This window comes from Gordonia alkaliphila, from assembly GCF_023017165.1.
Classification (GTDB): Bacteria; Actinomycetota; Actinomycetes; order Mycobacteriales; family Mycobacteriaceae; genus Gordonia; species Gordonia alkaliphila.
Genome location: NZ_JALKBW010000001.1, coordinates 3,305,253 through 3,330,003 on the forward strand (window position 1 = coordinate 3,305,253; position 24,751 = coordinate 3,330,003).

Annotated in this window: 18 protein-coding genes; 11 read left to right on the plus strand and 7 right to left on the minus strand. The window is 69.9% G+C overall.

The genetic code is table 11. The features are described 5' to 3' along the window. The first annotated feature begins 49 nt into the window (after positions 1-49). Complete coding sequence (locus MUG78_RS15145) at positions 50-805, plus strand: PIG-L family deacetylase (protein ID WP_246996188.1); 756 nt, start codon at positions 50-52, stop codon at positions 803-805. Here the strand turns inward: MUG78_RS15145 and recD are convergent. The 4 genes from recD to MUG78_RS15165 are packed head-to-tail and all read right to left on the minus strand — an operon-like array spanning position 798 to position 10,074. Beyond that, positions 798-2,681: an exodeoxyribonuclease V subunit alpha gene (recD, locus tag MUG78_RS15150; RefSeq protein WP_246996191.1), complete on the minus strand. Its 1,884-nt coding sequence runs from the start codon at positions 2,679-2,681 to the stop codon at positions 798-800. The two genes, MUG78_RS15145 and recD, sit on opposite strands and share 8 nt — an antisense overlap. After that, positions 2,678-6,166, minus strand: a complete 3,489-nt coding sequence (locus MUG78_RS15155) for a UvrD-helicase domain-containing protein (RefSeq protein WP_246996194.1) — start codon at positions 6,164-6,166, stop codon at positions 2,678-2,680. Before MUG78_RS15155 ends, recD begins: the two co-directional genes overlap by 4 nt. Next, positions 6,163-9,531 carry an exodeoxyribonuclease V subunit gamma gene (gene recC / locus MUG78_RS15160; protein ID WP_246996197.1) on the minus strand — a complete coding sequence of 1,123 codons (3,369 nt, stop codon included), beginning with the start codon at positions 9,529-9,531 and terminating at the stop codon, positions 6,163-6,165. Before recC ends, MUG78_RS15155 begins: the two co-directional genes overlap by 4 nt. A gap of 48 nt (positions 9,532-9,579) precedes the next feature. After that, positions 9,580-10,074, minus strand: a complete 495-nt coding sequence (locus MUG78_RS15165; protein ID WP_246996200.1) for an acyl-CoA thioesterase — start codon at positions 10,072-10,074, stop codon at positions 9,580-9,582. Positions 10,075-10,134: 60 nt separating this feature from the next. Here MUG78_RS15165 and MUG78_RS15170 point away from each other — a divergent pair, with 60 nt between their 5' ends. Together MUG78_RS15170 and MUG78_RS15175 are read left to right on the plus strand one after the other, a co-directional pair. Continuing rightward, entirely contained in the window at positions 10,135-10,743 is a 609-nt protein-coding gene (locus MUG78_RS15170; RefSeq protein ID WP_246996203.1) for a GNAT family N-acetyltransferase, read from the plus strand. A gap of 85 nt (positions 10,744-10,828) precedes the next feature. Next, the gene (locus MUG78_RS15175) at positions 10,829-12,307 is read left to right on the plus strand and encodes an NAD(P)/FAD-dependent oxidoreductase (protein WP_246996205.1); all 1,479 of its coding nucleotides are present in this window, start codon (positions 10,829-10,831) and stop codon (positions 12,305-12,307) included. A 36-nt stretch (positions 12,308-12,343) separates the two neighbouring features. On the opposite strand, the gene MUG78_RS15180 is transcribed toward MUG78_RS15175, so the two are convergent. Then, on the minus strand, positions 12,344-12,781 hold the full coding sequence (locus tag MUG78_RS15180; protein WP_246996208.1) for a PaaI family thioesterase: 438 nt from the start codon (positions 12,779-12,781) through the stop codon (positions 12,344-12,346). A 246-nt stretch (positions 12,782-13,027) separates the two neighbouring features. Between MUG78_RS15180 and MUG78_RS15185 the strand changes: the two genes are divergently transcribed. The 7 genes from MUG78_RS15185 (at position 13,028) to MUG78_RS15215 (ending at position 22,198) form a co-directional block, all read left to right on the plus strand. Then, positions 13,028-13,429 (plus strand): BlaI/MecI/CopY family transcriptional regulator, encoded by a 402-nt coding sequence (locus tag MUG78_RS15185; RefSeq protein WP_246996211.1) that lies wholly within the window; start codon positions 13,028-13,030, stop codon positions 13,427-13,429. 117 nt (positions 13,430-13,546) lie between these two features. Further along, a complete protein-coding gene (locus MUG78_RS15190) occupies positions 13,547-14,455 on the plus strand; it encodes a M56 family metallopeptidase (RefSeq protein ID WP_246996213.1) in 909 nt (302 codons plus the stop codon). A gap of 49 nt (positions 14,456-14,504) precedes the next feature. Then, entirely contained in the window at positions 14,505-15,944 is a 1,440-nt protein-coding gene (gene guaB1 / locus MUG78_RS15195) for a GMP reductase (RefSeq protein WP_246996216.1), read from the plus strand. 9 nt (positions 15,945-15,953) lie between these two features. Then, on the plus strand, positions 15,954-17,354 hold the full coding sequence (locus tag MUG78_RS15200) for a hemolysin family protein (protein ID WP_246996219.1): 1,401 nt from the start codon (positions 15,954-15,956) through the stop codon (positions 17,352-17,354). Continuing rightward, positions 17,347-18,426: a hemolysin family protein gene (locus MUG78_RS15205; RefSeq protein ID WP_246996223.1), complete on the plus strand. Its 1,080-nt coding sequence runs from the start codon at positions 17,347-17,349 to the stop codon at positions 18,424-18,426. The genes MUG78_RS15200 and MUG78_RS15205 overlap by 8 nt, the downstream gene beginning before the upstream one ends. Before the next feature lie 243 nt (positions 18,427-18,669). Then, entirely contained in the window at positions 18,670-20,850 is a 2,181-nt protein-coding gene (locus tag MUG78_RS15210; RefSeq protein ID WP_246996226.1) for a malate synthase G, read from the plus strand. Between the two features lie 181 nt (positions 20,851-21,031). Beyond that, positions 21,032-22,198 (plus strand): hypothetical protein, encoded by a 1,167-nt coding sequence (locus MUG78_RS15215; protein ID WP_246996229.1) that lies wholly within the window; start codon positions 21,032-21,034, stop codon positions 22,196-22,198. A 78-nt stretch (positions 22,199-22,276) separates the two neighbouring features. On the opposite strand, the gene MUG78_RS15220 is transcribed toward MUG78_RS15215, so the two are convergent. Together MUG78_RS15220 and MUG78_RS15225 are read right to left on the minus strand one after the other, a co-directional pair. Further along, positions 22,277-22,783: a hypothetical protein gene (locus MUG78_RS15220; protein ID WP_246996231.1), complete on the minus strand. Its 507-nt coding sequence runs from the start codon at positions 22,781-22,783 to the stop codon at positions 22,277-22,279. 2 nt (positions 22,784-22,785) lie between these two features. Next, positions 22,786-23,226, minus strand: a complete 441-nt coding sequence (locus MUG78_RS15225; protein WP_246996233.1) for a hypothetical protein — start codon at positions 23,224-23,226, stop codon at positions 22,786-22,788. A 121-nt stretch (positions 23,227-23,347) separates the two neighbouring features. Here MUG78_RS15225 and MUG78_RS15230 point away from each other — a divergent pair, with 121 nt between their 5' ends. Beyond that, positions 23,348-24,646 carry an ISL3 family transposase gene (locus MUG78_RS15230; protein ID WP_246996235.1) on the plus strand — a complete coding sequence of 433 codons (1,299 nt, stop codon included), beginning with the start codon at positions 23,348-23,350 and terminating at the stop codon, positions 24,644-24,646. Positions 24,647-24,751: the final 105 nt, after the last annotated feature.

Consider the following 24,751-nt stretch of genomic DNA (forward strand, 5'->3'; position numbering starts at 1 on the left):
CTCGCGCGAGAACAGCTTACCGACGAGCCGGGCACGTAATGTCGAGGCTGTGTCTGCCTCCCCGAACACCCTGTTCGTCCACGCGCATCCCGACGACGAGTCACTGTGGACCGGCGGCACCATCGCCGAACTGACCGCTCGCGGCGCCGAGGTGGACCTCATCGTGTGCACCTGGGCCGAGGGCACCCACCGCCACCGCGAACTGCTCGACGCCGCCGCCGCGCTCGGCATGGCGCGGCCGCCGATCATGCTCGGTTACGCCGACAGCTTCGTGCCCGAATCGGCACCCGGCGCTCCGCGGTTCATCGACGTCAATCTCGAGGAACAGGTCCGACTGATGGTGGGGCACATCCGTCGGCTCCGGCCGGAGGTGATCATCACCTACAACGCGTACGGCATCTACGGGCACCCCGATCACATCCACGCGCATCGCCTCGCGGTGCTGGCCGCCGACGCCGCCGCGCTGCCGCTGTACGAGCCCGAACTGGGGCGGCCGTGGCAGACGTCGTCGCTGTACTTCGCCACCATCCCGCAGTCGAAGGTGACGATCATGCGCGGCTACCTGGCCACCTCGTCGCACATTCCGATGGTCGGCACCCCCGACGACCGCGTCGACCTCGATCTGGACGTGGGCGACCGGCTGGGCGCCAAGATCCGCGCGATCAATGCACATGCGACGGAGATGTCGCGCAGCGCCTCCATGCAGGAGTTCGCGGCGCTGCCCCGCGAACCGCAGCGCCTGTTCCTGACCTGCGAGTCGTACCGCCGACGAGACCTGGTCCCCGGCGGGTGCGACATCAGCTGATCTCGCGGACCGCCGAACCCAGACCGCTGGCGCGCTGCACCGACCGACTCAACGCGGCCCGCAGTTCCGCTTCGGTGCCGACGATGAACACGTGCTGTTGCGCTCGGGTGACCGCGGTGTAGAGCAGTTCCTTGGTGAGCAGGTGCGCGTCGACGTCCGGCAGCACCACGGTGACCGCCTCGAACTGACTGCCCTGGCTGCGGTGGATGGTCATCGCGTAGACCGGCGACGAGTCGGCGATCTGGCTGGGACGCAGCGGCTGAACGTCTTTGCCCCGCGCGAAGACCACACTGGTTCCGTCGCCGTCGGCGATCACCACTCCGGAATCGCCGTTGAAGATGCGGTGCGTCGGGTCGTTGCGGTTCACCAGGATCGGCTCGCCCGGGTACCACTGCGTCGCGCCCGTGCGCGCGCCGGCGTCGTCGTTGATCCAGCCGAGGATGGTGCGCGACCATCCGCTGACGCCGTGCCGGCCGTCGCGGTGGGCGCACAGCACCCGGTGCGCCATCAGCGCGGCCAAGGCGCCGCGCGCATCGCCTGCGGTCGCGGTGTCCCGTAGTCGTCGTGCCCAGTCGACCACCGTGCGTCGCACCGGTTCGAGGTCGTCGGGGTCGACGAGGATCACCCGCCCCTGGGCATCGTCGGCGAACCGGGCCGCCCCCTCCCCGCAGATGAGGTCGACCACGGCGTCGACATCGGTACCTGCGGCCGCCTTGATCGCCGCTGCCACCTCGGAGATCTGCCCGCCGTAGCGGTGACCGCGGGTCAGCGTGATCACGCCGTCGGCGAGCGCGCGCCGCTCGGCCTCGTCGAACTCCCCCGGCGGCGGCGCGGCGACGGCCTCGAACGCCTCCGGCAGCGGCGTGTCCTCGCGGTCGCGGCGCTCGACGAGGTCGGCGAGCACCGCCCCGGCATCGACCGACGACAACTGATGCGGATCCCCCACCAGGATCAGCCGGGCGTGCGGACGCAACGACTCCAGCAGGCGGCTCATCATCGACACCGGCAGCATCGACGTCTCGTCGACGACCACCACGTCATAGGGCAGGCGATCGTCGGCGCCGCGCCGATACGAACCGTCCGGGCGCCAACCCAGCAGCTTGTGCACGGTGGTGGCGGCCGGTTCGGTGTGCAGCGCCCGCAGACTGGTGCGATGGTCGTTGATCGACGCCTGCATCTGCGCCGCGGCCCGGCCGGTGGGCGCGCACAGACCGATCCGCACGTCCTGCCCGAGCAGTTCCTCCATCACCGCCAGAATGCGGGCCACCGTGTACGTCTTGCCGGTGCCGGGCCCGCCGGCCAGGACCGTGGTCCACGACGTGGCCGCCAGCGCGGCCGCCGCACGCTGCCGGTCGTAGCCGCCGGGCTGCTCGTCCCCGAACGTCGCGGCCAGGGCGGCGGCGAGCGCCACGGCGTCCACCGCCGGTCGCTGCGCTCGGCGCTGCGCCAGGATCTCGCGGATGGTCTGCTCCTGGCGGAAGTACTTCCGCAGGTACAGCAGCGGCCCGTCGTCGGAACTCACCAGCGCCAGCGGCCGCAGCGGCCCGGACGGGCAGCCGGTCACCAGCGGCGACGTCGTGAGGGCCGCGACCAGGTCGGCCGGGTCGGGCCACGGCAACTCCACCGGCGCGGCGTCGTCGTCGGACTCGGGCGTCTCCGGCGTGATCTGGCCGATCTCGTCGAGCTTCACGCACGTCGACCCGGTCCGGACGGCGCGCACCGCCAGCGCCACCGCCAGCAGTTCGTGATCGCCGATGTCGGCGCCGCTGAGCGCGGCCACCCGGCGCGCCACGTGCACATCGGCCGCGGCGAACACCCCGGTCTCGTTGAACACCCGGAGCACGCCGTGCTCGCCGCTGACCAGCTGCGCGTTCATCGCCGCTCCCCCTCGTTCATTCCGGCGACGCCGGCCAGCAGGTCCGACAGGTCCGCCACCAGGGCCGGCGGCAGCCGCCACTCGAAGACGCCGCAGCCGGGCGGCGTGTCCGGACCGGCCATGCCGCGCACGAACTGGTACTGGATCGGACCGAGGTGCGTGCCCGGCGCATAGTCCGGGAGCCGCCATCGCAGATAGCGGTGCAGCGCCACCGAATACAGGAGCGCCTGCAGCGGATAGTGGGCGGCCATCATCTCCTCGGCCATCGCTGCGGTGTCGAAGTCCTCCACCATCAACTCACCCGGCCGCAGTCGGTTGGTCTTGTAGTCGACCACCGCGAAGCGCCCGTCGCGCAGGCGCAGCACCGAGTCGATGCTGCCGGTGAGGAAACCGCGGAAGCGCTCGCCGGACACCGTCGGGACGATCTCGGCGTAGGGGCGCAGCGGATCGTCGTCGGGCAGGTGGAGCGCCATCAGCTCCCCGATCTCGGCGAGGGTGAAACCCGGTGCGGCCAAGGGCAATTCGAAGTCGAGCTCGGCGAGCCGATCGCGCGGGGCGATGCTCGCCAGATCGGCGGCATCCTCGTCGCCGAAACCCCCGGCGCCGAAGCCCAGCGGCGTGGTCAGCACGGCGTACAGCGCCCGCGCCAATTGATCGACGTCCAGATCCACGCCGCGCAGCAGTGCGCCCTCGGCGGTGCGCAGCCGCACGTGTGCTGCCAGGTCGGGGGCCGAGGTGTCGACGTGCTCGAGCACCTCATGCACCAGCGTGCCGAAGCCCGCGCCGAACGGCAGCCCGTTCATCAGCGACGGCATGCCCCCGGTCGCCGCGGCGGCGGCGGCCTGCTGCTCGTCGAGGTCGGGTTCGTCGTCGAGCAACGCCCGTTCGGGTTCGTTCACCGGCGCCGGCGGCAGCGCCGCGTGGGCGGCGGCGTGGGCGTCGCGGACGATGCCCGAATACGACGTCCGCCGCCACAGCAGATCGACGGGGGCGGTGAACGACGCGACGGTCAGGTCGGGGCGGGCGCCGCCGTCGATCGCCGGATGCCAGCGTCTGCCGCGCGGCAGGCGACCGGCCGGTTCCACGGCGATCAGTTCCGGGGCGCCTTCCCGCACCGCCAACAGGTCGGTGTGCATCTCGCGGTCGGTCGGCGGAATCTCCACCGACACCGGGATCAGCGTGCTCGCCTGGCCCGACTGCAGTGCACTGCGGCGCGCCGGGGCGGTGAACAGCAGCCGGTGCAGCGCACCCTGCTTGGTCGGCATCGACGGCCCCCACCAGGCCACCACCTGCGAGGACGCCCGGGTCATCGCGACGTACAGCAGGCGCAGCGCCTCACCGGCCCCCTCGACGATCGCGCCGTGCTCGCGCTCGCGATAGCCCGCCGCGGCGGTCCCGCCGACGTCGAGCCGCCGCCGACCCTGCGCGTCGTGGTAGATGAAGGTCTCCAGGTCGGGCACGCGGGCCCCGTCCCAGCCGAACGGCACATAGACGATCGGGAACTCGAGCCCCTTGCTGGCGTGCACCGTCATGATCTGCACCGCCCGGGTGTCCCGGTCCAACCGGCGCGTCTGCGCGCCGCCGTGCCGCAGGTTCGACGGGTCGGCGATCTGCTCAGCCAACCAGGCGACCAGGGACGCCAGGCCGCCGCTGCCACCGGCCACCTGCCGATTGCAGAGGTCCGCGAGCTGCCGCAGATCGGTCAGCGTCCGCTCGCCGCCCTCCCCGGCCAGCAGCCGTCCCTCGGTGCCGAATGTGTCGAACAGTCGCGCCGACATCGACGCGAAGCCGCTCTCGGCGAAGATCCGCCCCAACTCGGCCAGGCTCGACGCCAGGGTGCCGATACCGTCGTCGCCGCCGGTGTCCACGTCGGCCGCGGCCTGCCCGATCAACGGGGTCAGCGCCGCCAGCCGCACGCGCGCCGTCCGCGAGGGTTGCTCGATCGCCGCGAGCACATACCACCAGTGCCGCGCCGCGGGCGTCTTGAAGATCGACGTCCCCGACCGCACCACCGACGAGATGCCGCGTTTGTGCAGCGCCTCCTGCAGCGGCTCCACGCGCTTGTTGAAGTTCACCAGGATCGCGATGTCGCCGGGTTCCACCGGCCGCGGCACCGCGGGGTCGCCCACCGCGATGGTGGTGCCGGACTCGAGCAGGGCCACGATGTCGTCGGCGACGTCCTCGGTGACCGCGTCGCGGACCTTGCCGACGGTGGGCAGCCCCTCACCGCCGAACTGCTGGGTGAGCAGCATCCGCATGCGCAACGGTGCGGTGTAATCTCGCCCTTCGAACTCGGCGACCGGGTCGACCGTGCCCCCGGTCGCGGGGTCGTCCGCGCGCCCCAGCCGGGACCGTTCGCGGCGCGCCCGCACCGGCGCGAAGGTGATCTGCGGATGCCCGAACGCCGTCCCCTCGAAGATCCGTTCCAGCGACTGCACCAGCGGCTGATCCGAGCGCCAGTTGACGCTCAGGCGGCGCCGCAGCCCGGCCTGACCGACGGCGTCCAGGTAGCTCAGCACTTCCGCGCCCCGGAACGCGTAGATCGACTGTTTGGGGTCGCCGACCAGGATCAGCGGGATGTCCGGGGCGTCGTGGAAACACTGCCGCACGATCGCCCACTGCTGCGGGTCGGTGTCCTGGAACTCGTCGATGAGCACCACCGAGAACTGCTGCCGAATGCGTGCGACGGCCAGCGCCCCGACCTCGGGATGCTGAAGGATCCGGAACAGGACGTCCTGCAGGTCGTCGTAGGTCCGGATGCGGGCGAGGCGTTTGCGGGCTTCGATCTCGGTGCGGGTGGTGCGCGCCAGGTCCACGCGCAGCGCGGTGGTCTCGTCGCCGTCCGGGTCCGGGGACAGCGCGGTGGCCGACTGTTCGACGGCGCTCCGGGCGATGTCGGCGACCGCCGCCCAGGCCGGCGCCGCGCTCGGGTTCCCGGCGAACTGCGCCAGATACAGGTCGCGGGCCAGTTCGTCGACGAGGTCCTGCACGTTCTCCACGATCGGGAACTGCTGCGCCCGTTCGCCGAGGAAGCCGAGGGTGGCGAGCATGCGGTTGCAGAAGGTGTGGGTGGTGGCCACGGTGGCCGCGTCGAAGTCGCTCATCGCCGCGCGCAGCCGCTGCCGCCGCAGCCGGACCTGTTCGTCGGGCCCGGTGCACAGCAGCGCCAGCACTTCGTCGGGCCGGTCGGCGGCGAGGTACGCGGCCGGGTCGGCCAACGCCGCCAACGCCTGCCCGATGCGGGTGCGGGTACGGTCGCGCAGTTCGTTGGAGGCGGCATTGGAGAACGTCGCCATCAGCAGCTGGTCGACGGCGACGCCCTCGGCCAGATACCGCACCGCGAGAGAGACGATGGCATGCGTCTTCCCGGTCCCGGCGCTGGCCTCCAGGATCATGGTGCCGGTCGGCAACGGAGCGCACGCGTCGAAGTCGGTGGTGTCGCAGTCGGGGGTGTCGCAGTCGGGGGTGTCGCAGTCGGGGGTCATCGCCGCGCCTCCTTGCCCAGCACCGGGCCGAAGACCGCGACGGCCATCCGCACCAGATTGGTCTTGGCCCCGGACTCGTCGTCGTCGGCGGGGGCCACCTCGGGAAGCACCGTCGCCAGGTCCCGGAACGGTGCCGCCGCCGCCAACGCGATCAGCTCGTCGGCCGTCGGGGTCCGGGTCGGATCGTCGTACAGGACGTAGCCGTTGTAGTCGTTCTCGAACTCCCAGGGCCGCAGACCGTGGAGGCTGCGGAGCGCGTTGGTCGGGCGGCCCGACCCGTACCCGCGGGCGGCCGCTTCAGCCGCCGTCGGCGGCAACCAGAGCGGGGCGCGCAGTCCGGCGTCGCGGATCGCGATGAGCGCCGTCAGTACCACTGCCGGATCCTCCGGCAACGACAGCCGGCGCATCTCGGCGTGCGTACCGCGTCCGGCGCCGACCACCACCGCCTCGCGGACGCGGCGACCGCTGCCGACCGCGAGCGCCAGCAGTCGGATCCACGCCGCCAGCCGGTGATCGGCCTTGAGGCTCGAGTAGTTCACTTCGACCAGCTGGTCGCCGAAGACGTCGCCGACCGTGCCGTAGAGACGACGACCGTCGGGCAGCGGGTACAGCACGTCGACGGTGTCGCCGTGCTCGTCGACGCGGTGACTGAGCGCGAGCTGCCCGATGGCCTGGGCCTTCGCCTCGATCGGGTTCAATGCCAGCCGCCCCAGTTCGAACGGTGGCAGGGAGCCGCGGCGCAGTTCGGCGCCGCTGAGCGCGGTCAGCGAGTCGCCGGCCAGCACGCCGCGCAGGAAGCGGTCGCCGATCTTCCAGGCCGCAAGGCCGTCGAGCGCCACATCGAGTTGGTCCGGATGACTCTCGTCGTGCTCGGGCAGGAAGGCGCCGATGCGTTCACGGACGAACCGCGTGGTGGGCGCCTTGAAGAAGGCCAGCAGGTCGGCCAGGTCGATGTCAGCGGCGGCGTCCACCGGCGCCAGCACCGCCTCGCGCAGGCGCACCGGGGGGTGGCCGGGCTCCCCCGACGCGGTGAGCGCGCTGAGCGCCTGCGCCCCGGCCAGCAGTTTGCGGTCGTAGCTGAACGGTGCCCGCTGCGGTTCGGATACGAAATTGCGCGCGTCGAAGGCGTGCAGGGTGTGGCGTCGTTCGATGCCCGATCCGCCGCTGTCGCGATCCAGGACCGCCGCCGCGGTCTCGATCAATTCGCTGACCACCACCGGCGGCGGCACCGACGCACCAGTGACCGGATCGCACCCGGTGTAGAAGACCAGCAGGTGCTCCTGCGCCGCGGTCACCGCGTCGAGGAAGACCTGACGGTCCTCGTCGCGCGCGCTGCGCTCGCCCACCAGCGGGACCAGCCCCAGGATGTCGTCGCCGTCCACCGCGGTGTTCCGCGGGAACGATCCGGTGTCCATGCCCAGCAGGATCACCGCGCGGTGCGGCACCGACCGCATCGGCGTGAGCGTGCACACCGTCAGCTCGCCGGTGCAGAAGTTGGACCGCGTGGGACGCGCCGACAGCAGGTCGCCCATCAGGTCGCGCAAGTCGGCCAAGCTCAGGTCGATCTGCTGCGCCTGCGCGGCGCCGAGCGACTCGGTGAGGATGCCGATCGCCTGGGCCCGCTGCCACTGGGCCTCCCGATCGGCTTCGGCGAGGTCGTCGATCGCCCCGATCAGCAGATGCGCCCAGACCTCGGCGGGATGCCGCGCATCCATCTCGGTGAGCAGTCGGCTGAGTCGGTCGAGGAACTCGGCGAACCGGCCGGCCAGATCCACCTTGGTGGACTCGATGCCCTCCAGCGGCAGCCCGACGCCGAGCCATTCGTTCTCCGACTCCTCGGCCAGCACGCCGAGCAGCACGCGGTCCCGACCGGTCGACGCGGTGCCCTGCGGAAAGCCCCGCATGTCGAAACGGCTCCGCTGCGTGTTGTCGATGCCCCAGCGGATGCCTGCGCGTTCCACCCATCCGGCGAGCAGTTCGAGGTCGTCGTCGGTGAACGCGAAACGACGGGCCAGGGCCGGCTGTCCGAGCAGATCGAGCAGGTCTCCCGAGCGCACCCGTCCGGCGGCCAGGTCGAGGATCGCGCTGAGCACCTCCAGCACCTCGTTGGTTTCGGCCAGACCGCGGTCGGCCAGCCGCACCCGCAGTGAGAAGCCCGGGTGCTCGCGGCCGGACTGCCCGAACGCACCCTGGATCAGCGGGGCGAAGGCCTCCACGTCGGGGCACATGATGAGGACGTCCCGCGGCTGCAGCCCGGGGTGCGCGTCCAGCAACGCCAACAGACGATCGCGCAGCACCTCCACCTGGCGTTCGGGCCCGTGGCAGGCGTGCACTTCGAGGGAGTCGTCGGCCGACAGACCCGGCCGCGGCGCCAACGCGTCCCGCCGCAGCCCGTCCTGGACCGCGGCCAGCAGCGTCGACGGCACGTCGGCGAGCTCGGGCCGGCGGGGGTCGGGGTGGTAGCTCGACGCCGCGGCGAGCGTGGCGACCACCTCCTGCAGTTCCCGGACATCCCGGGACAGCGCCGCGAGCAGCGGATGCGCGGGCGTCACCGGAGTTCCGGTGCCGCGGGGTCGGGGTACCGGCGCCGGTCCGGCGGCGATCCGATCCCACAGCGCGGGCGACGGATGCGGGAGGAACAGGGACACGTCCCGTTCGGTGGCCAGCGCCGCCAACACCGCGCGCAGCGCCTCCGGAATGCGCGTGGGTCCGAAGAACGCCAGCCGGGACGGCAGCTCCACCAGATCCGGGTCGACGCGCAGGCGCTGCACCACGTCGTCGAGCTGTTCGGCCAGATGCGGCTGCCCGATCCGGGCGCGTACCTCGCGCCAGAACCACGGCTGCCACCGCAGCGGCTCGGGCAGCTCGCCCCCGGTGCCGTCCGAGGCGCCGCCGGCCGCCCACGCCGCGAGCATGCCCGGACGCTGCCAGCCGTACCCGGCGAACAGCCGGGCGATGGTGGCCGCCGCGGCGAGGCGTCGACCCTCGCCCGGCGCCTGGCCGAGGTGGTTGCGCAGCACGAAGAGCCGCGGATCGGCCAGATTCTCGTCGAGCACCTGCAGTACCGGCCAGGTGAGCCGGTGGGTGTACCAGGCCTCCGCGGCGTCCGGGTCGTCGGCGGTCGCCGCCACCACCTGGCGCAGCAACTCGTCGGGCGAGGGGAAGTCGATGTTGGCGGCGATGCCGTCGCCGTGGCCGCCGCTGCCCAGCCGCATCGCCAGCCGCTGCTGCAACCACCGTTCCACCCCGCGGGCGGGCACGGTGACCACTTCGGCCTGCATCGGATCGGTCAGCGGCGTGCTCAGCCGACCGGCCAGGACATCGGCCAGCACGTCGGCGCGCTCGGCGCGGTGCACCGTCAGCATCGCCCCACCCCCGTTCTCGTTCGCCGCCTCGCGCCGTTCGTCGTGAGACTAGCGGCTGCCGCCGACAGGACGGTCGGCCGTCGCCCGACGCCGTCGGAACGGCGCGGGCTCGCCGAGGTGCGCGTCGAGTACGGCCCGGAACTGCTCGGGGATCGGCTGGGCCGTACTGGCGGCGGGGTCCACCACCGCGAGCGTCGTCTCGCTGATCGCACCGAGCGTCCCGTCGGCGGCCAGGAGCCGACAGGCGAAGTCGAACGAGCGCCCGCCGATCCGGGACACCCACACCTCGCACCGCGCGGGCTCGGTGCTGTAGTAGAGCGGCGCCGCGAACTCGATCTCCTGGTGCGCCACCACCATGCCGGTGGCCGCACGCTCCGGCGACGCCGGCAGTTCCGCCGCCCAGGCGTCCATCGCCCGGACGCGCGCCTCCTCGAAGAGTCGAGCGAACTGCACGTTGTTCAGGTGCCCGAGGGAATCCATGTCGCCCCAGCGCAAACCGAGTTCGACGATGAACGGCCCGGGGTCCTGCTGCTTCTGCGTCACCTCAGCGACGCTAGTCCACGGATCTACTCCGGTCGCAGTGCGGGCGGTACCATCGGCCGGGTGCTGCTCAACACCGACCGCCTCCGGCTCCGACCCGTGCAGCCGACCGACCGCGATCTGCTGGTCGCCCTGGACGCCGATCCGGAGGTGATGCGGTTCGTCAGCGGCGGCCCGGCCACCAGCCCGGAGACCGTCGCCGAGTGGATCATTCCCCGCACGCAGGAACAGCAACGCGCCCACGGCACCGGCATGTGGCTGCAGTTCACCGGCGCCGGAGAATTCGCCGGCTGGGTGCAGCTGCGCACGCCGCGCCACAGCAGCGCCGCCGAACTCGAACTGAGCTACCGGCTGCCCCGCGGCATGTGGGGGCACGGGTACGCCGCTGAGGGCGCCGCTGCCCTGGTGTCGGTGATGTTCACCACCACCGACACCCAGCGCATCTTCGCGGGCACGCACATGGTGCACGGCGCCTCGCGCCGGGTGATGGAACGCCTGGGCATGCGCCTGGCCGCCGACAGCGATGCCACTGCGCTGGGACATCCGGACGCGATGGTCGAATACGAGATTCTGCGCCACCAGTGGGCGGCCACCCGCGGGCGCGGCACGGTGCGCGTGCGCCCGGCGCGGCGACACGGGGCATCCGGTTCGACGAGGCCGCACTCAGCCTGAGTCGAGCGCGCTACCGTGGGGTGCTGCACTACGGCACACCGCAGTCCACCCACTCCAGCGATCCGCACCCGACAGGAGCCTTCCGATGACCAACGCCTCCACGCCCGCGCAGAACAGACGCCGCCAGGTGGTCATCGTCGGTTCGGGATTCGGTGGCTTGTTCGCGGCGCAGCGCCTGAAGAAGGCCGACGTCGACGTCACTTTGATCGCCAAGACCACCTCGCACCTGTTCCAACCGATGCTGTACCAGTTGGCGACCGGCATCGTCGCCGAGGGTGAGATCGCCCCGGCCACCCGCGTGGTGCTGCAGAAACAGAAGAACACCCGTGTGCTGCTCGGTGAGGTCTTCGACATCGACGTCGAGAACAAGACGGTCAGCTCGCAGCTGCTGGAGCGGATCACCACCACCGACTACGACGATCTGATCATCGCGGCGGGCGCCGATCAGTCGTACTTCGGCAACGACCAGTTCGCCGAGTACGCGCCCGGCATGAAGACCATCGACCATGCCCTCGAACTCCGCGGACGCATCCTCGGCGCGTTCGAGCAGGCCGAGCTGTCGCACGACAAGGCCGAGCAGGACAAGCTGCTGACCTTCGTGGTGGTCGGCGCCGGCCCGACCGGTGTGGAGATGGCCGGACAGATCGCCGAGATGAGCGACAAAACCCTCAAGGGCGCCTTCCGCAACATCGACCCCACGCAGGCCCGAGTGATCCTGCTCGACGCCGCACCCGCCGTCCTGGCCCCGTTCGGCCCCAAGCTGGGCGCGAAGGCCACCAAGAGGCTGGAGAAGCTCGGCGTGGAGATTCAGCTCAACGCCATGGTCACCGACCTCGACTACGACGGTCTGGTGGTCCGTGAGAAGGACGGCACCGAGCGGCGCATCGAGAGCCAGTGCAAGGTGTGGTCGGCCGGTGTCCAGGCCAGCAGCCTCGGCGCGATCCTGCGCGAGAAGACCGGAGTGGAACTCGACCGCGCCGGCCGCGTGAAGGTGGGCCCGGACCTGACGGTCCCCGGCCATCCGAACATCTTCGTGGTCGGCGACATGATGGCCGTCGACGGCGTGCCCGGCGTGGCACAGGGCGCCATCCAGGGCGGCCGCTACGCGGCGGACGCCATCCGCGCGGAGCTCAAGCACCAGCAGCGTCCCGAAGACCGCAAGCCGTTCAGTTACTTCGACAAGGGTTCGATGGCGACGGTGTCGCGGTTCAGCGCCGTGATGCAGGTGCCGATCCCGGGCACCAAGCGCAAGTTCGAGACCGAGGGCTACTTCGCGTGGCTGGGCTGGCTCGCACTGCACCTGGTCTACCTGGTGGGCTACCGCAACCGCCTCAACACCTTGGTGAACTGGTTCTTCGCCTTCAGCACGCGCGGTCGCACGCAGCTCGCCGTCACCGAGCAGCAGGTCTACGCGCGGTCGGCCCTGCATGAGCTGTCCAAGCTGGAACAGCATCGGCTCGCGCAGGCGGAGGCCGACGGCGATCCCGCCGCCGTCGCCGCCGCGAAGGAGACCGAGCGCGTCACCGGCACCGACGCCCCGGCCAAGCCGGCCGATTCGGCCTAGCCTGCGGACCCGGCCTCCGCGCACTGCCCGTCGGCCTCAGCCGGCGGGCAGTTCCACGTTCTGCAGACGCACGCGCGACTGCGCGAGCAGGCGGCCGTCGGCGTCGACCATGTCGATCTGCCACAGCTGCTGACGACGACCGCGATGCACCGGCACCGTGGTAACGGTGATGGTCCCCGAGGAGACCGAGCGCAGGAAGTCGGTGTTGTTGTTCACGCCGACCGCGGTGCCGCCGATCTCGGACTCCTGCAGCCAGCAGAAGGCGCTGATGCTGGCGGTGCTCTCGGCGATCGCGCAGTAGACGCCGCCGTGCACGATGCCGAACGGCTGATGGTGATCGGCGGTGATCTCCAGGGTGGCGCGCACGCCCTCGCCGGAGGCTTCGATCAGCCGAGTACCCAGGACCCGGTCCAGGCCCTGCACCATGCCGGCCAGGTCGGCGGCCAGATCGCGTTCGTTCTCACGGTTACTCATGTCTGCCAGGGTGCCACGCACCGGCGGAACAACGACGACGACCCCCGAAGCGTTCGCACGCTTCGGGGGTCGTCGCCCGTTCCAGGACCGGGGGTCTCTGCAGCCCTCAGGACACTCTCGCGATCCCTGAAAGTACTGTAGGCTAACCTTACTTTTTGAGTCAAGGGGGCGCACGGGAACTTCCCGGGGCCGCCAACCGTTACACCGATGAATACGACCGAAGAACAAGTTTGGAGCGGGCGTAAGATGAGAAAGATGAACGGTCTCGGTGACCTTGAGCGCGCCGTGATGGACACGCTGTGGGCCTCGCCCACACCGCAGACGGTCCGTCAGGTGCACGCTGAGCTGGCCAAGACTCGATCGCTGGCCTACACCACGGTGATGACCGTGCTGCAGCGCCTGGCGAAGAAGGATCTGGTGACCCAGATCCGCGCCGATCGCGCGCACCGCTATGCGGCCACCAGCCCCCGCGAGGACCTCGTCGCCAGCCTGATGGTCGACGCCCTGCGCGGCGCCGACGCGCCCGACTCGCGGCACGCGGCACTGGTGTCCTTCGTCGGCCGGGTCGGCGCCGACGAAGCCGCCGCTCTGCGCCTGGCGCTCGACGAGCTCGAAGCCGCCCATCTGGACGCCGACGCGGTCCACTGAGCGGATCTGCGCGGCACCCCGTATCCTGGCTCCCGTAGTTCGCACGGCACGACCGACGACTCCTGACCCACAACCCCCAGATCACCGACTCCCGGATCAACGACCAAGGAAGCCACGATGACCGCGCTGCTGTTCGGCATCTTGACGTTGGCTCTTGTCGGTCCCATTCCGGAAGTTCTCGCCCGCGCAGAGTGGCCGCTGTATGCGCCGCGCGCGGCCTTGACCCTGTGGCAGGCGATCGCGCTCGCCGCCGTCCTCTCCGCCTTCAGCACCGGTATCGCGATCGTCACCGGTCCGATCCACGCGGGGCTCGACGACCTCGGCGCGGTCACCTGGACGATGTCCGTGCTGGTCCTGGCGGGCACCGTCGTCATCGGGCTGCGGCTGATCGTCACCGTCGCGACCATCGGCGTCCGCACGCGTCATCGTCGCCGCCATCATCGCGCCCTGATCGATCTCCTCGACCGCGCCGAGCTGCGCCACCGGGCCGACACCGACCTGCGCATTCTGGATGTGCCCGCCCCGCTGGCCTACTGCCTCCCCGGGTTGCGCTCCCGTGTCGTGCTGTCCGAGGGGGTCCTGGCGCGGCTCTCCGCCGACGAGCTCGCCGCCGTGATCGAGCACGAACGCGCGCACCTGCGTGCCCGCCACGACCTGGTGTTGGAGGCCTTCCTCGCCCTGCACGCGGCCTTCCCCCGCTGGGTGCGCTCCGCGGCGGCGTTGACTGCGGTGCGCCTGCTGGTCGAGGCCCTGGCCGACGATCAGGCCGTCCGCGCCACCGACTGCACCAGCGTGGGCCGCGCGCTGGTGGCCTGCGCGGATGCCACCGCGCCCCGCGGCGCCATGGCGCTCGGCGGTCCCACCACGATCACTCGGCTGCGTCGACTGACCTTCCAGCCGGCCGCCCGCGACCTCCGCCGCGTCTCCGCCACCGCGTATGCGCTGGCCGTCGCCCTGCTGGTGGTCCCGACGCTGGCCGTCGCCGTGCCCTGGCTGACCGAACTCAATCGACTGCGCGGCCGATGAACCAGCGTGCCGCGCGGGTCACCGTCGCTCCCCGCCGGAAAGGCCTGTAGTGCGCTTCCTGTCCGGGCATCAACCCGACTACGACCTGACCTACGACGATCTGTTCGTGGTCCCGAACCGGTCCGACGTCGCCTCGCGGTTCGACGTCGACCTCGCCACCACCGACGGCACCGGCACCACCGTTCCGCTGGTGGTGGCCAACATGACCGCGATCGCCGGCAAACGCATGGCCGAGACGGTGGCCCGCCGCGGCGGTCTGGTGGTGCTCCCCCAGGACGTCCCGGAGTCCGCGGCCGCCGACACCATCGCCTTCGTGAAGGCGCGGAACCTGGTCGCCGACACCCCGGTGACGCTGGGACCCGACGACCTGATGGCCCACGCGCAGGCCCTGATCCCCAAGCGCGCGCACGGCCTCCTCGTGGTGGTCGACGACGACCGGCGCCCGGTGGGCCTGATCCCCCGGACTCCGCCCGGCGGCGAGCTGGACATGTTCGGGCAGCTCCGCGAGAGCATGCACCCGATCCCGGTCCTGCTTCCGGACAGCACCGACCCGCGACGGGTGTTCGACGCCCTCACCGAGGCCAACGTCGAACTGGCCGTGCTGACCGACCCCGACGGCTGCCTCACCGGCGTGCTGACCCGCGTCGGCGCGCTGCGCGCAGGTATCTATCGCCCCAACGTCGACGCCGACGGACGCCTCCGGGTGGCCACCGCCGTCGGCATCAACGGCGACGTGGTGAGCAAGGCGCGGGCACTGGTGGAGGCGGGCACCGATCTCCTCGTCATCGACACCGCGCACGGCCATCAGGAGAAGATGCTGACCGCGCTGGCCGCCGTCGCCGACGCCGATCTCGGCGTGCCGATCGCCGCAGGCAACGTGGTCTCCGCGGAGGGCACGCGCGATCTGATCGACGCCGGCGCCTCGATCGTGAAGGTCGGTGTCGGCCCGGGCGCGATGTGCACCACCCGGATGATGACCGGCGTGGGCCGCCCGCAGTTCTCCGCCGTCGCCGAATGCGCCGCCACCGCGCGCGAACTCGGTGCCGCGGTCTGGGCCGACGGCGGTATCCGGCACCCGCGTGACGTCGCGCTCGCCGTGGCCGCGGGCGCCGCCAACGTGATGGTCGGCTCCTGGTTCGCAGGCACCTACGAATCGCCCGGCGACCTGCACACCGACGCCGACGGCGAATACAAGGTGAGCTTCGGCATGGCGTCCAAGCGTGCGGTGGCCGCCCGGTCGTCCGCCGACAGCGCCTACGACCGCGCCCGCAAATCACTCTTCGAGGAGGGCATCTCCTCGTCCCGTATCCGGATCGATCCGGAACGACCCAGCGTGGAGGATCTCATCGACCACATCTGTGCCGGAGTGCGCAGCACCGCCACCTACACCGGAGCACGGACCCTGTCCGAGCTGCACGAGAAGGTGGTGCTCGGGGTGCAGTCCGCCGCGGGCTTCGCCGAGGGCCGTCCGCTGCCCGGGGGCTGGTGACCCGACCTCGTGGAGATATTCCTGATCATCGCCAAGCTCGTCGGCTTCCTTGCGCTGACGCTGGGCACCGCCCTGTTCGTGGCGTCCGAGTTCTCGCTGACCGCGCTCGAACGCTCCACCGTCAAAGACGACGTGGTGCGCCGCAACGATCGCCGCGCACGAGCAGTGGAACGCGCGCACCGCACCCTGTCGTTCCAGCTGTCCGGCGCGCAGCTGGGCATCACCATCACCACGCTGATCACCGGTTACCTCGCCGAACCGGTACTCGCCCAGCTGATGGACCCGCTGCTCGGCGGTCTCCCGTTCAGTGAGGCCGCCATCGCCGGCATCACCCTCGCCCTGGCGTTGATCATCGCGACCTCGCTGTCGATGGTCCTCGGCGAATTGATGCCCAAGAACCTCGCCATCACTCACCCGCTGAGCGTGGCCCGCGCCACCTCCGGCGCGATGATGGCCTTCTCGACGATCTTCAAACCGGCCATCGTCGGCCTCAACGGCACCGCGAACGCGATCGTGCGACGCTTCGGCATCGAACCCACCGACGAACTGGGATCGGCCCGCTCGGCCGCCGAACTCGGTGCGCTCGTGCGTAATTCGGCGCTGCGCGGGGCCCTGGATCCGGACACCGCCAGACTGGTGGACCGCTCGCTGCGCTTCGGCGCCCTGACCGCGGAAGACCTGATGACCCCGCGGGTGCGCGTGCGTGCCCTGTCGCCCAGCGACACCGTGCGCGATCTGGTGTCGGCCGCCTCGGAGACCGGACACTCGCGGTTCGTGCTCGCCGAGGACGGCGACATGGACAATCTGGTCGGCGTGGTGCACATCAAGCAGTCGTTCACCGTGCCGCCGCACGCCCAGACCACCACTTCGCTGCGCTCACTGGCCCGGACCATGACGCGCGTGCCGGGCAGCCTCGACGGCGACGCGCTGATGGGCCGCATCAAGGCCGACGGCCTGGAGATCTGCCTGGTGGTCGACGAGTACGGCGGCACCGCGGGCATCGTCACCTCCGAGGACCTCATCGAGGAGATCCTCGGCAACGTGACCGACGAGCACGACGACGAGGAGTCCGAGGTGACCCGCGTCGGCAACGGTTTCCGCTGCTCGGGCCTGCTGCGCAACGACGAGGTGGCCGAGGCCACCGGCTACCGCGCACCCGACGGCGCCTACGAAACGCTGGGCGGCCAGGTGATGTTCCTGCTCGGCGCCATCCCCGAGGTCGGCGACATCGTCGACCTCCCCGCGCGCAGCATCGATCCCGACCGCGATCCGGCCGACCTGACCGGCTGGCGGGCCACCGTCGTCGCGATGGACGGGCACCGGGTGGACGCCGTCTGGCTCACCCCGATCCATCCCGCCGCACCGGAGAACGACGTCGACACGCAGACGCAGGAGGTCGACCATGGGTGACTGGTGGGGCGTGATCCTGACCGTCGTATTGCTGGCGGCGAACGCCTTCTTCGTCGGCGCTGAATTCGCACTGCTGGCGGCGCGGCGCGACCGCCTCGTCGCCCTCGAGGAGAGCGGCAAGAAGCGGGCTCGCACGGTCATCAAGGCCTCCGAGCAGCTGTCGCTGATGCTGGCCGGTTCCCAGCTGGGCATCACGATCTGCTCGATTCTGCTGGGCCGCGTCGGCGAGCCGGCCATCGCGCATCTGATCGAGAAGCCGTTGGATCTGATGAACGTCCCCGAGTCATTCCTGCATCCGATCGCCTTCGTCATCGCCCTGAGCCTGGTGGTGGTGTTGCACATCCTGCTCGGCGAGATGGTGCCGAAGAACATCGCGCTGGCCGGCCCGGAACGCGCCGCCATGCTGATGATCCCGGTGCAGCTGCTGTTCATCCGACTGGTCCGCCCGATCATCTGGTTCTACAACGCGCTGTCCAACGCCCTGCTGCGCCTACTCGGCGTGGATCCCAAGGACGAGGTCGCCTCCACCGTCAACGAGACCGAACTGGCCGAGATGATCGTCGAGTCGCGTGAACTCGGGCTGCTCGACGCGGAGGAGCACGAGCGGCTGACGCGGGCACTGCACACGGTGGAACGCACCGTCGACGAGGTGATGATCCCGCTGCGCGAGGTCCGCACCGTGAACGTGGCCGTCGACGCCGCCACCGGTCGCCTGGGCCCGCGGCTGGGCGGAGTGGAACGCGCGGTCCGCGAGACCGGCTACTCCCGGTTCCCGGTGCTCGGCCTGGACGGCTCGTACATCGGCTATCTGCACCTCAAGGACGTCCTTGAGGACATCCTGGACGAGGACCTCGGACCGGAGAGCATCCTGGGCTCGGACAAGATCCGTCCCCTCCCGCGGGTCGCCGCCAGCACCGCGCTCGACGAGGCCGCGGCGCATCTGCGGCGCGCCAGCGCCCACCTCGCCGGCGTGATCGACGAGGCGGGCACCCTCGTCGGCGTCATCGCGCTGGCCGACCTGGCCGAGGCGTTCGTCGGCGATCTGCGCGACGGCACGCACCGCATCGGCTGACCGCCGCGCATCGGCGGTGATCGCCCTCACCGCCGAGCACCCGCTGTGCGCCGAGGACACCGCCGGAACCATCGGTGACCGTCCGCACACCGCGAGAGGCCCCCGGGACCTGGGAATACCAGCAGGTAGGAGGCCTAGTACCATGATCGTGTCCCGCGCACGTCCGCACACGTGCGCGGGGAATGCACCGGGCCCTTCGGGGGTTGACCCGGACGAGAGATCACCAGCTACAGAAGGGTCGCCATGACTGCACGCGTCAATGTCCATGGACTGCAGGTTGCGGAGGTGCTGTACGACTTCGTGAACACGGAGGCACTCCCCGGCACCGGGATCGATCCGGACGCCTTCTGGGCCGGCGCCGCCGCCGTCATCAACGATCTCGCGCCGCGCAACCGCGAACTGCTCGCGGTCCGCGACGATCTGCAGACCCAGATCGACCAGTGGCACCGGGACAACGCTGGCAGCCCCGATCAGGCCGCCTACATCGACTTCCTGAAGAAGATCGGTTACCTCGTCGAGCCGCCCGCCGACTTCGAGATCAGCACCGCCGGCGTCGACGTCGAGATCACCGACACCGCGGGCCCGCAGCTGGTGGTCCCGGTCCTCAACGCCCGCTTCGCGCTGAACGCGTCGAACGCCCGCTGGGGCTCGCTGTACGACGCGCTGTACGGCACCGACGTGATCCCGGAAACCGACGGCGCCGAGAAGGGCCGCTCGTACAACAAGGTCCGCGGCGACAAGGTCATCGCCTTCGCCAAGGCCTTCCTGGACAAGGCCGTCCCGCTGGAGACCGGCAGCCACACCGCCGCTACCCGCTACGTGGTCGACGGCGGCACGGTCACCGTCGTCCTCGGTGACGTGAACGCCGGCGGCGAGACCACCACCTTCGCCGACCCGGACGCCTTCGTCGGCTACACCGGCGATGCCGCCGCGCCGTCGTCGATCCTGCTGCGCCACCACGGCCTGCACATCGACATCCTCTTCGACCCGGCTTCGCCGATCGGCTCCACCGATCCGGCCGGCATCAAGGACGTCGAGCTGGAGTCCGCGGTCACCACGATCATGGACTTCGAGGACTCGGTCGCCGCGGTCGACGCCGAGGACAAGGTGCTCGGCTACCACAACTGGCTGGGCCTGAACAAGGGCGACCTGGCCGAAGAAGTCTCCAAGGGCGGCAAGACCTTCACCCGCGTGCTGAACCCGAACCGGGTCTACACCGGGCGCGACGGCAATCCCGTCGAGCTGCACGGTCGCTCGCTGCTGTTCGTCCGCAACGTCGGCCACCTGATGACCAACCCGGCCATCCTCGACGCCGACGGCAACGAGGTCCCCGAGGGCATCCTGGATGCCCTCGTCACCTCCGCGATCGGCATCCACGGCATGGCTGCCGAGGGTCTGCAGAACTCGCGCACCGGCTCGATCTACATCGTCAAGCCCAAGATGCACGGTCCCGCCGAGGTGGCCTTCACCGCCGAGCTGTTCGGCCGTGTCGAGGACGTCCTGCGCCTACCGCGCAACACCCTCAAGGTCGGCATCATGGACGAGGAGCGTCGCACCACGGCCAACCTCAAGGCCGCCATCGCCAACGCCTCCGAGCGCGTCGTGTTCATCAACACCGGCTTCCTCGACCGCACCGGCGACGAGATCCACACCTCCATGGAGGCCGGACCGATGGTCCGCAAGGCCGACATGAAGCAGCAGGCGTGGATCAAGGCCTACGAGGACTGGAACGTCGACACCGGTCTGGCCGCGGGCCTGCAGCACAAGGCGCAGATCGGCAAGGGCATGTGGGCGATGCCCGATCTGATGGCCGACATGCTGGCGCAGAAGATCGCGCACCCGACGGCCGGCGCCAACACCGCGTGGGTGCCGTCGCCGACCGCGGCGACCCTGCACGCGCTCCACTACCACGACGTGGACGTCTTCGAGCGTCAGAACGAGATCGCCAAGCGCGACCCCGCCAAGCTCGAAGACATCCTCACCATCCCGCTCGCGGCGAACCCGAACTGGAGCGATGAGGAGAAGCGCGAGGAGCTGGACAACAACTGCCAGTCGATTCTCGGCTACGTGGTCCGCTGGATCGACCACGGCGTCGGCTGCTCCAAGGTGCCCGACATCCACGACGTCGGCCTGATGGAGGACCGCGCCACCCTGCGGATCTCCAGCCAGCTGCTCGCCAACTGGCTGCGGCACGGCATCGTCACCGAGGCCGACGTCGTCGCCGCCCTGGAGCGGATGGCACCGGTCGTCGACCGCCAGAACGCCGACGACCCGACGTACCGCCCGATGGCGCCCGACTTCGCCGGCAACATCGCGTTCCAGGCGTCCAAGGCGCTGATCCTGGAAGGTGCGGCGCAGCCGAGCGGCTACACCGAGCCGATCCTGCACCGCGCGCGTCGCGAGTACAAGGCCGCCAACGGCTGATCGTCTCGCCAAGGAGTTCGAGCCCGGACAGTTCGCTGTCCGGGCTCGATTTCTAGTGACCTGCGGCGACTTCCGCGCGCCGCCCACCACAACGCGCGCGGCACTGATATGACGAGTAGTGACAGCGGCGCCCCGGCCGTCCGGCCCCGGGCGACCGCGCCACCGACGAAGGGGACACCCAGTGGGGACACACCGCAGCGGCGGCACCCGACAGTTGTTCAGCCGACCGCTTCTGGCCGGCGCGCTGAGCCTGATCCTGATCGTGGCCATCGTCGTGGCCTGGCGTGGATACGGCGAGCGGATCGACGACGGCAGCGCCGTCGCCGAGAGCTGCCTCGAGGGTGAAGGCGTGGTGCCCATCATCGCCGATCCGGCGATCGCCCCCGCCCTGCAGGAGATGGCGAAGGCCTACAACGCGCTCGATCCGATCGTCCGCGACCACTGCGTGACCGTCGAAGTCCGCCCCGCCGACGCGCAGGCCACGCTCGAAGGGCTCACCGCCAAGACCTGGGACGCGCAGGCGTACGGCGCCTACCCCGGCGCCTGGGTGCCGGAATCCTCGGTGTGGGCCGCCGCGCTCGAGGTCGCCGCACCCACCACGCTCGCCGGCCGCCCGCAGTCGTTGGTGAGCTCCCCCGTCCGGCTGGCTGTGGAACCGGAATTGGCCGACGCCGCCGACGGCCGCATCGCCTGGGGCGACCTGCCCGCGCTGACCCGCGCCAACTCGCTGGGCGCCTTCGGGCACCGCAGCTGGGGCTCGATCCGCATGGCCATGCCCACCGGCCCGCAGTCCGACGCCACCTCGCTGGCCGCGCAGGCCGTCGCCGCGGTGACCGCCGATGCGACCGGACCGCTCACCGCCGAGCAGGCCTCGTCGAGCGAGGTCGTCACCGCCGTGACCCAGCTGATGTCGGCGCCGCCCAGCGCCGGTGACGGCTCCGTCGACGCGGCCGTGCAGTCGATCAGCGCATCGACCGATCCGTCGACCGCACCGATCCGCGCCGTGCCGATCACCGAACAGCACCTCTACCTGCTCACCAAGGACGACGCCGAGGCCACGGTCGCCGCGGTGGCGCCGACCGGCCCCACCCCGCAGGTGGATTACCCGGTGATCACCCTCGCCGGGACGCAGGTGCAGGCCTTCGTCGCCGATGCGACCGCCGAATTCTTCACCTTCGCGCGCAAGCCGGAGCAGATGAAGCTCCTCACCCAGGCCGGCTTCCGCGGCACCGGACCGCTCCCTAAGAACACCGCCACGGTGTCCTTCGACGAGGTGACCGATCCCCTGCCGATCCCCGAACCCGCCGCCTCGGTGGAGATCGACAAGACCCTCCGCTCAGAGTCCTGAGCAGATCACCGGTGTCGCCGGCCACACCGGTGATCGTGACGGACGAGCTCGGCGTTTCGGCAGATGCTCGGATCTCAACTACGCATTCTCAGGCCCAACGCTCCATTGAGTGTTCTCCAAGTGCAACCGTGCCGCTTCGGAAAGGTTCACGCTCTCCTCCCGGAGTCTCTGATACGGCAGTAGCGCAGACTCTCCGTCATTGCTGAACATGGACAGCAGAGTCGCGAAGAGGGCAACTCTCCGACTGGTATCGGTGGGAATGCCCGCACTGAGATCGCCTGCCGCGCAGCCGATAACCCCCGCCCACTCCCGGATGGGGAGATCGCGTATTCCGCTACGCCCAGCCGCGACACCGTGCGTCCACACCGCGAGGCTTCTGCTGCCCTCGGTGGAGTCGGAGTGGCCGAGTGCTTCACGAATCGCGACTGACGCCATTGTCATAAGAAACGCATTCACTGTGATGAGTAGAAGGTCTTCGTCCTCATCAGCTTCCGCAAGCGATTGAAGCACTCGCCCTCCATCGCCCAACTGGTACGCATCGACCAGCGCAACGACCCACTCGTTGACGACAGCTTCCCGAACCATGCCTACTCCACCGATCCGCTGAGGCCGGGCTGCACCCTGATATAGGCCTCAGCAAACCTCGCCCGCTCTTCGAGTAGCCGTCGCCTTCCAACTGGCTCGAGAAGCGTGTGAATCATAAGGGACGCAGAAACCCTGTCGAATTCAGGCGGTGTCGTCGCCTTCTTTTGATACGTGCTGATCATCAGCGCTAGGTCTGCGGTCGACAGCCCGGAGATGTCCCTCGTCAAGTCGGACGAGGCCGACAACAAGAGGTCCAGTCGATGTGCATCTTCGTTCGACGGAAACTGGGTCTTGATGTACGACGATGCTGTGCCCATCAAGTCCAAGAGGAAGTAGTCGATGAAATCGGATCCGTCCTCATGTGAAAGATCGACGGAGTTCAACGTGGACATGATCTCGCTGGTTACACCGCCGGCGCGGAGATACTCTATGGAATCGACCAAGAATTCTGGCTCTCCTGACACATGTGTGGGTGGGGTGAGCGCGTCTGAGTAGGCGCACGCCGTTGTCCTGCATAGGTTCTGAACTGTCGAGGAAACAGAAACCTGTGGTCAGGAGAACGGCGTGCGTGATGTCAGCTTATGGCGGAATCTGCTCGGAATCGAGAAGACCGTGCTGGAGCGGGTCGTATTCGACGAGGACGCGCAGGTGCTGGTGGCCCATGTGCGGCCCGTCGCGCGCCAACGTGGCCGGTGCGGGAGGTGCCGGCGGCGCAGTCCCCAATATGATGGCGGGCCGGGGCGGCGGCGCTGGCGGGCGCTGGACCTGGGCACGATTCGTGCCGAGCTCGAGGCCGATACGCCTCGGGTGCGGTGCCGCGAGCATGGGGTGGTGGTCGCCGCGGTGCCGTGGGCCCGCCATGACGCGGGCCACACCTATGCCTTCGACGATCAGGTCGCGTGGTTGGCGACCCAGGCCTCGAAGTCCACAGTGACTGAGTTGATGCGCATCGCCTGGCGCACCGTCGGATCGATCATCGACCGCGTCTGGGAGGACATCGACGCCCAGCACGACCGGTTCGATGGGCTGCGGCGTATCGGGATCGACGAGATCAGCTACAAGAAGGGCCACAAGTACCTCATGGTCGTCGTCGATCACGACCGGCGTCGGCTGGTGTGGGCCGCTCCGGGGCGTACCAGCGCCACCGTGCATGAGTTCTTCGACCTGCTCGGTGAGCAGCGGTGCGCGCTGATCACCCACGTCAGCGCCGATGGGGCCGACTTCATCGACACCGTCGTGACTGATCGGTGTCCGGCCGCAGTGCGGGTGGCCGATCCGTTCCACATCGTCGCCTGGGCCACTGACGCCCTCGATGAGGTCCGCCGCCAGGGGTGGAACGATGCCCGTAAACAGGCCCGGGCCGAGCCGAAACGGGGCCGTGGACGCCCACGGTCCGACGCCCCACCTAGGCCGGCCAGCGACCGTGCCAAGGCACTCAAAGGCGCCCGGTACTCGCTGTGGAAGAACCCCGAGAACCTCACCGCCAATCAGCAGGCCAAGCTCGCCTGGATCGCCAGGACCGACCCGAGGCTGCATCGCGCCTACCTGCTCAAGGAAGGTCTGCGGGTGGTATTTGCGCTGCCCCATGACGCGGCCGCTGAAGCCCTGGACCGCTGGATCAGTTGGGCTCGTCGCTGCCGGATCCCCGCGTTCGTGAAACTCCAAAAACGCATCGCCAAACACCGCGACCGGATCCTCGCCGCGATCGAGCATCGACTATCCAACGGCCTGATCGAGTCGACCAACACCAAGATCCGACTGATCACCCGGATGGCCTACGGCTTCAAGTCCGCCGAAGCCCTCATCGCCATGGCCATGCTCAGTCTCGGCGGTCACCGGCCCGTGCTTCCAGGCCGCAAATGACCCACAGATCAGTCAGGAGAGCCAGAATTCTGCGGCTGTTTCCCGTGCTTCTGGGCCGATCATCGGCCGCTATTCCTCGTCGCAGCAGACACCGCGATAGCCTCT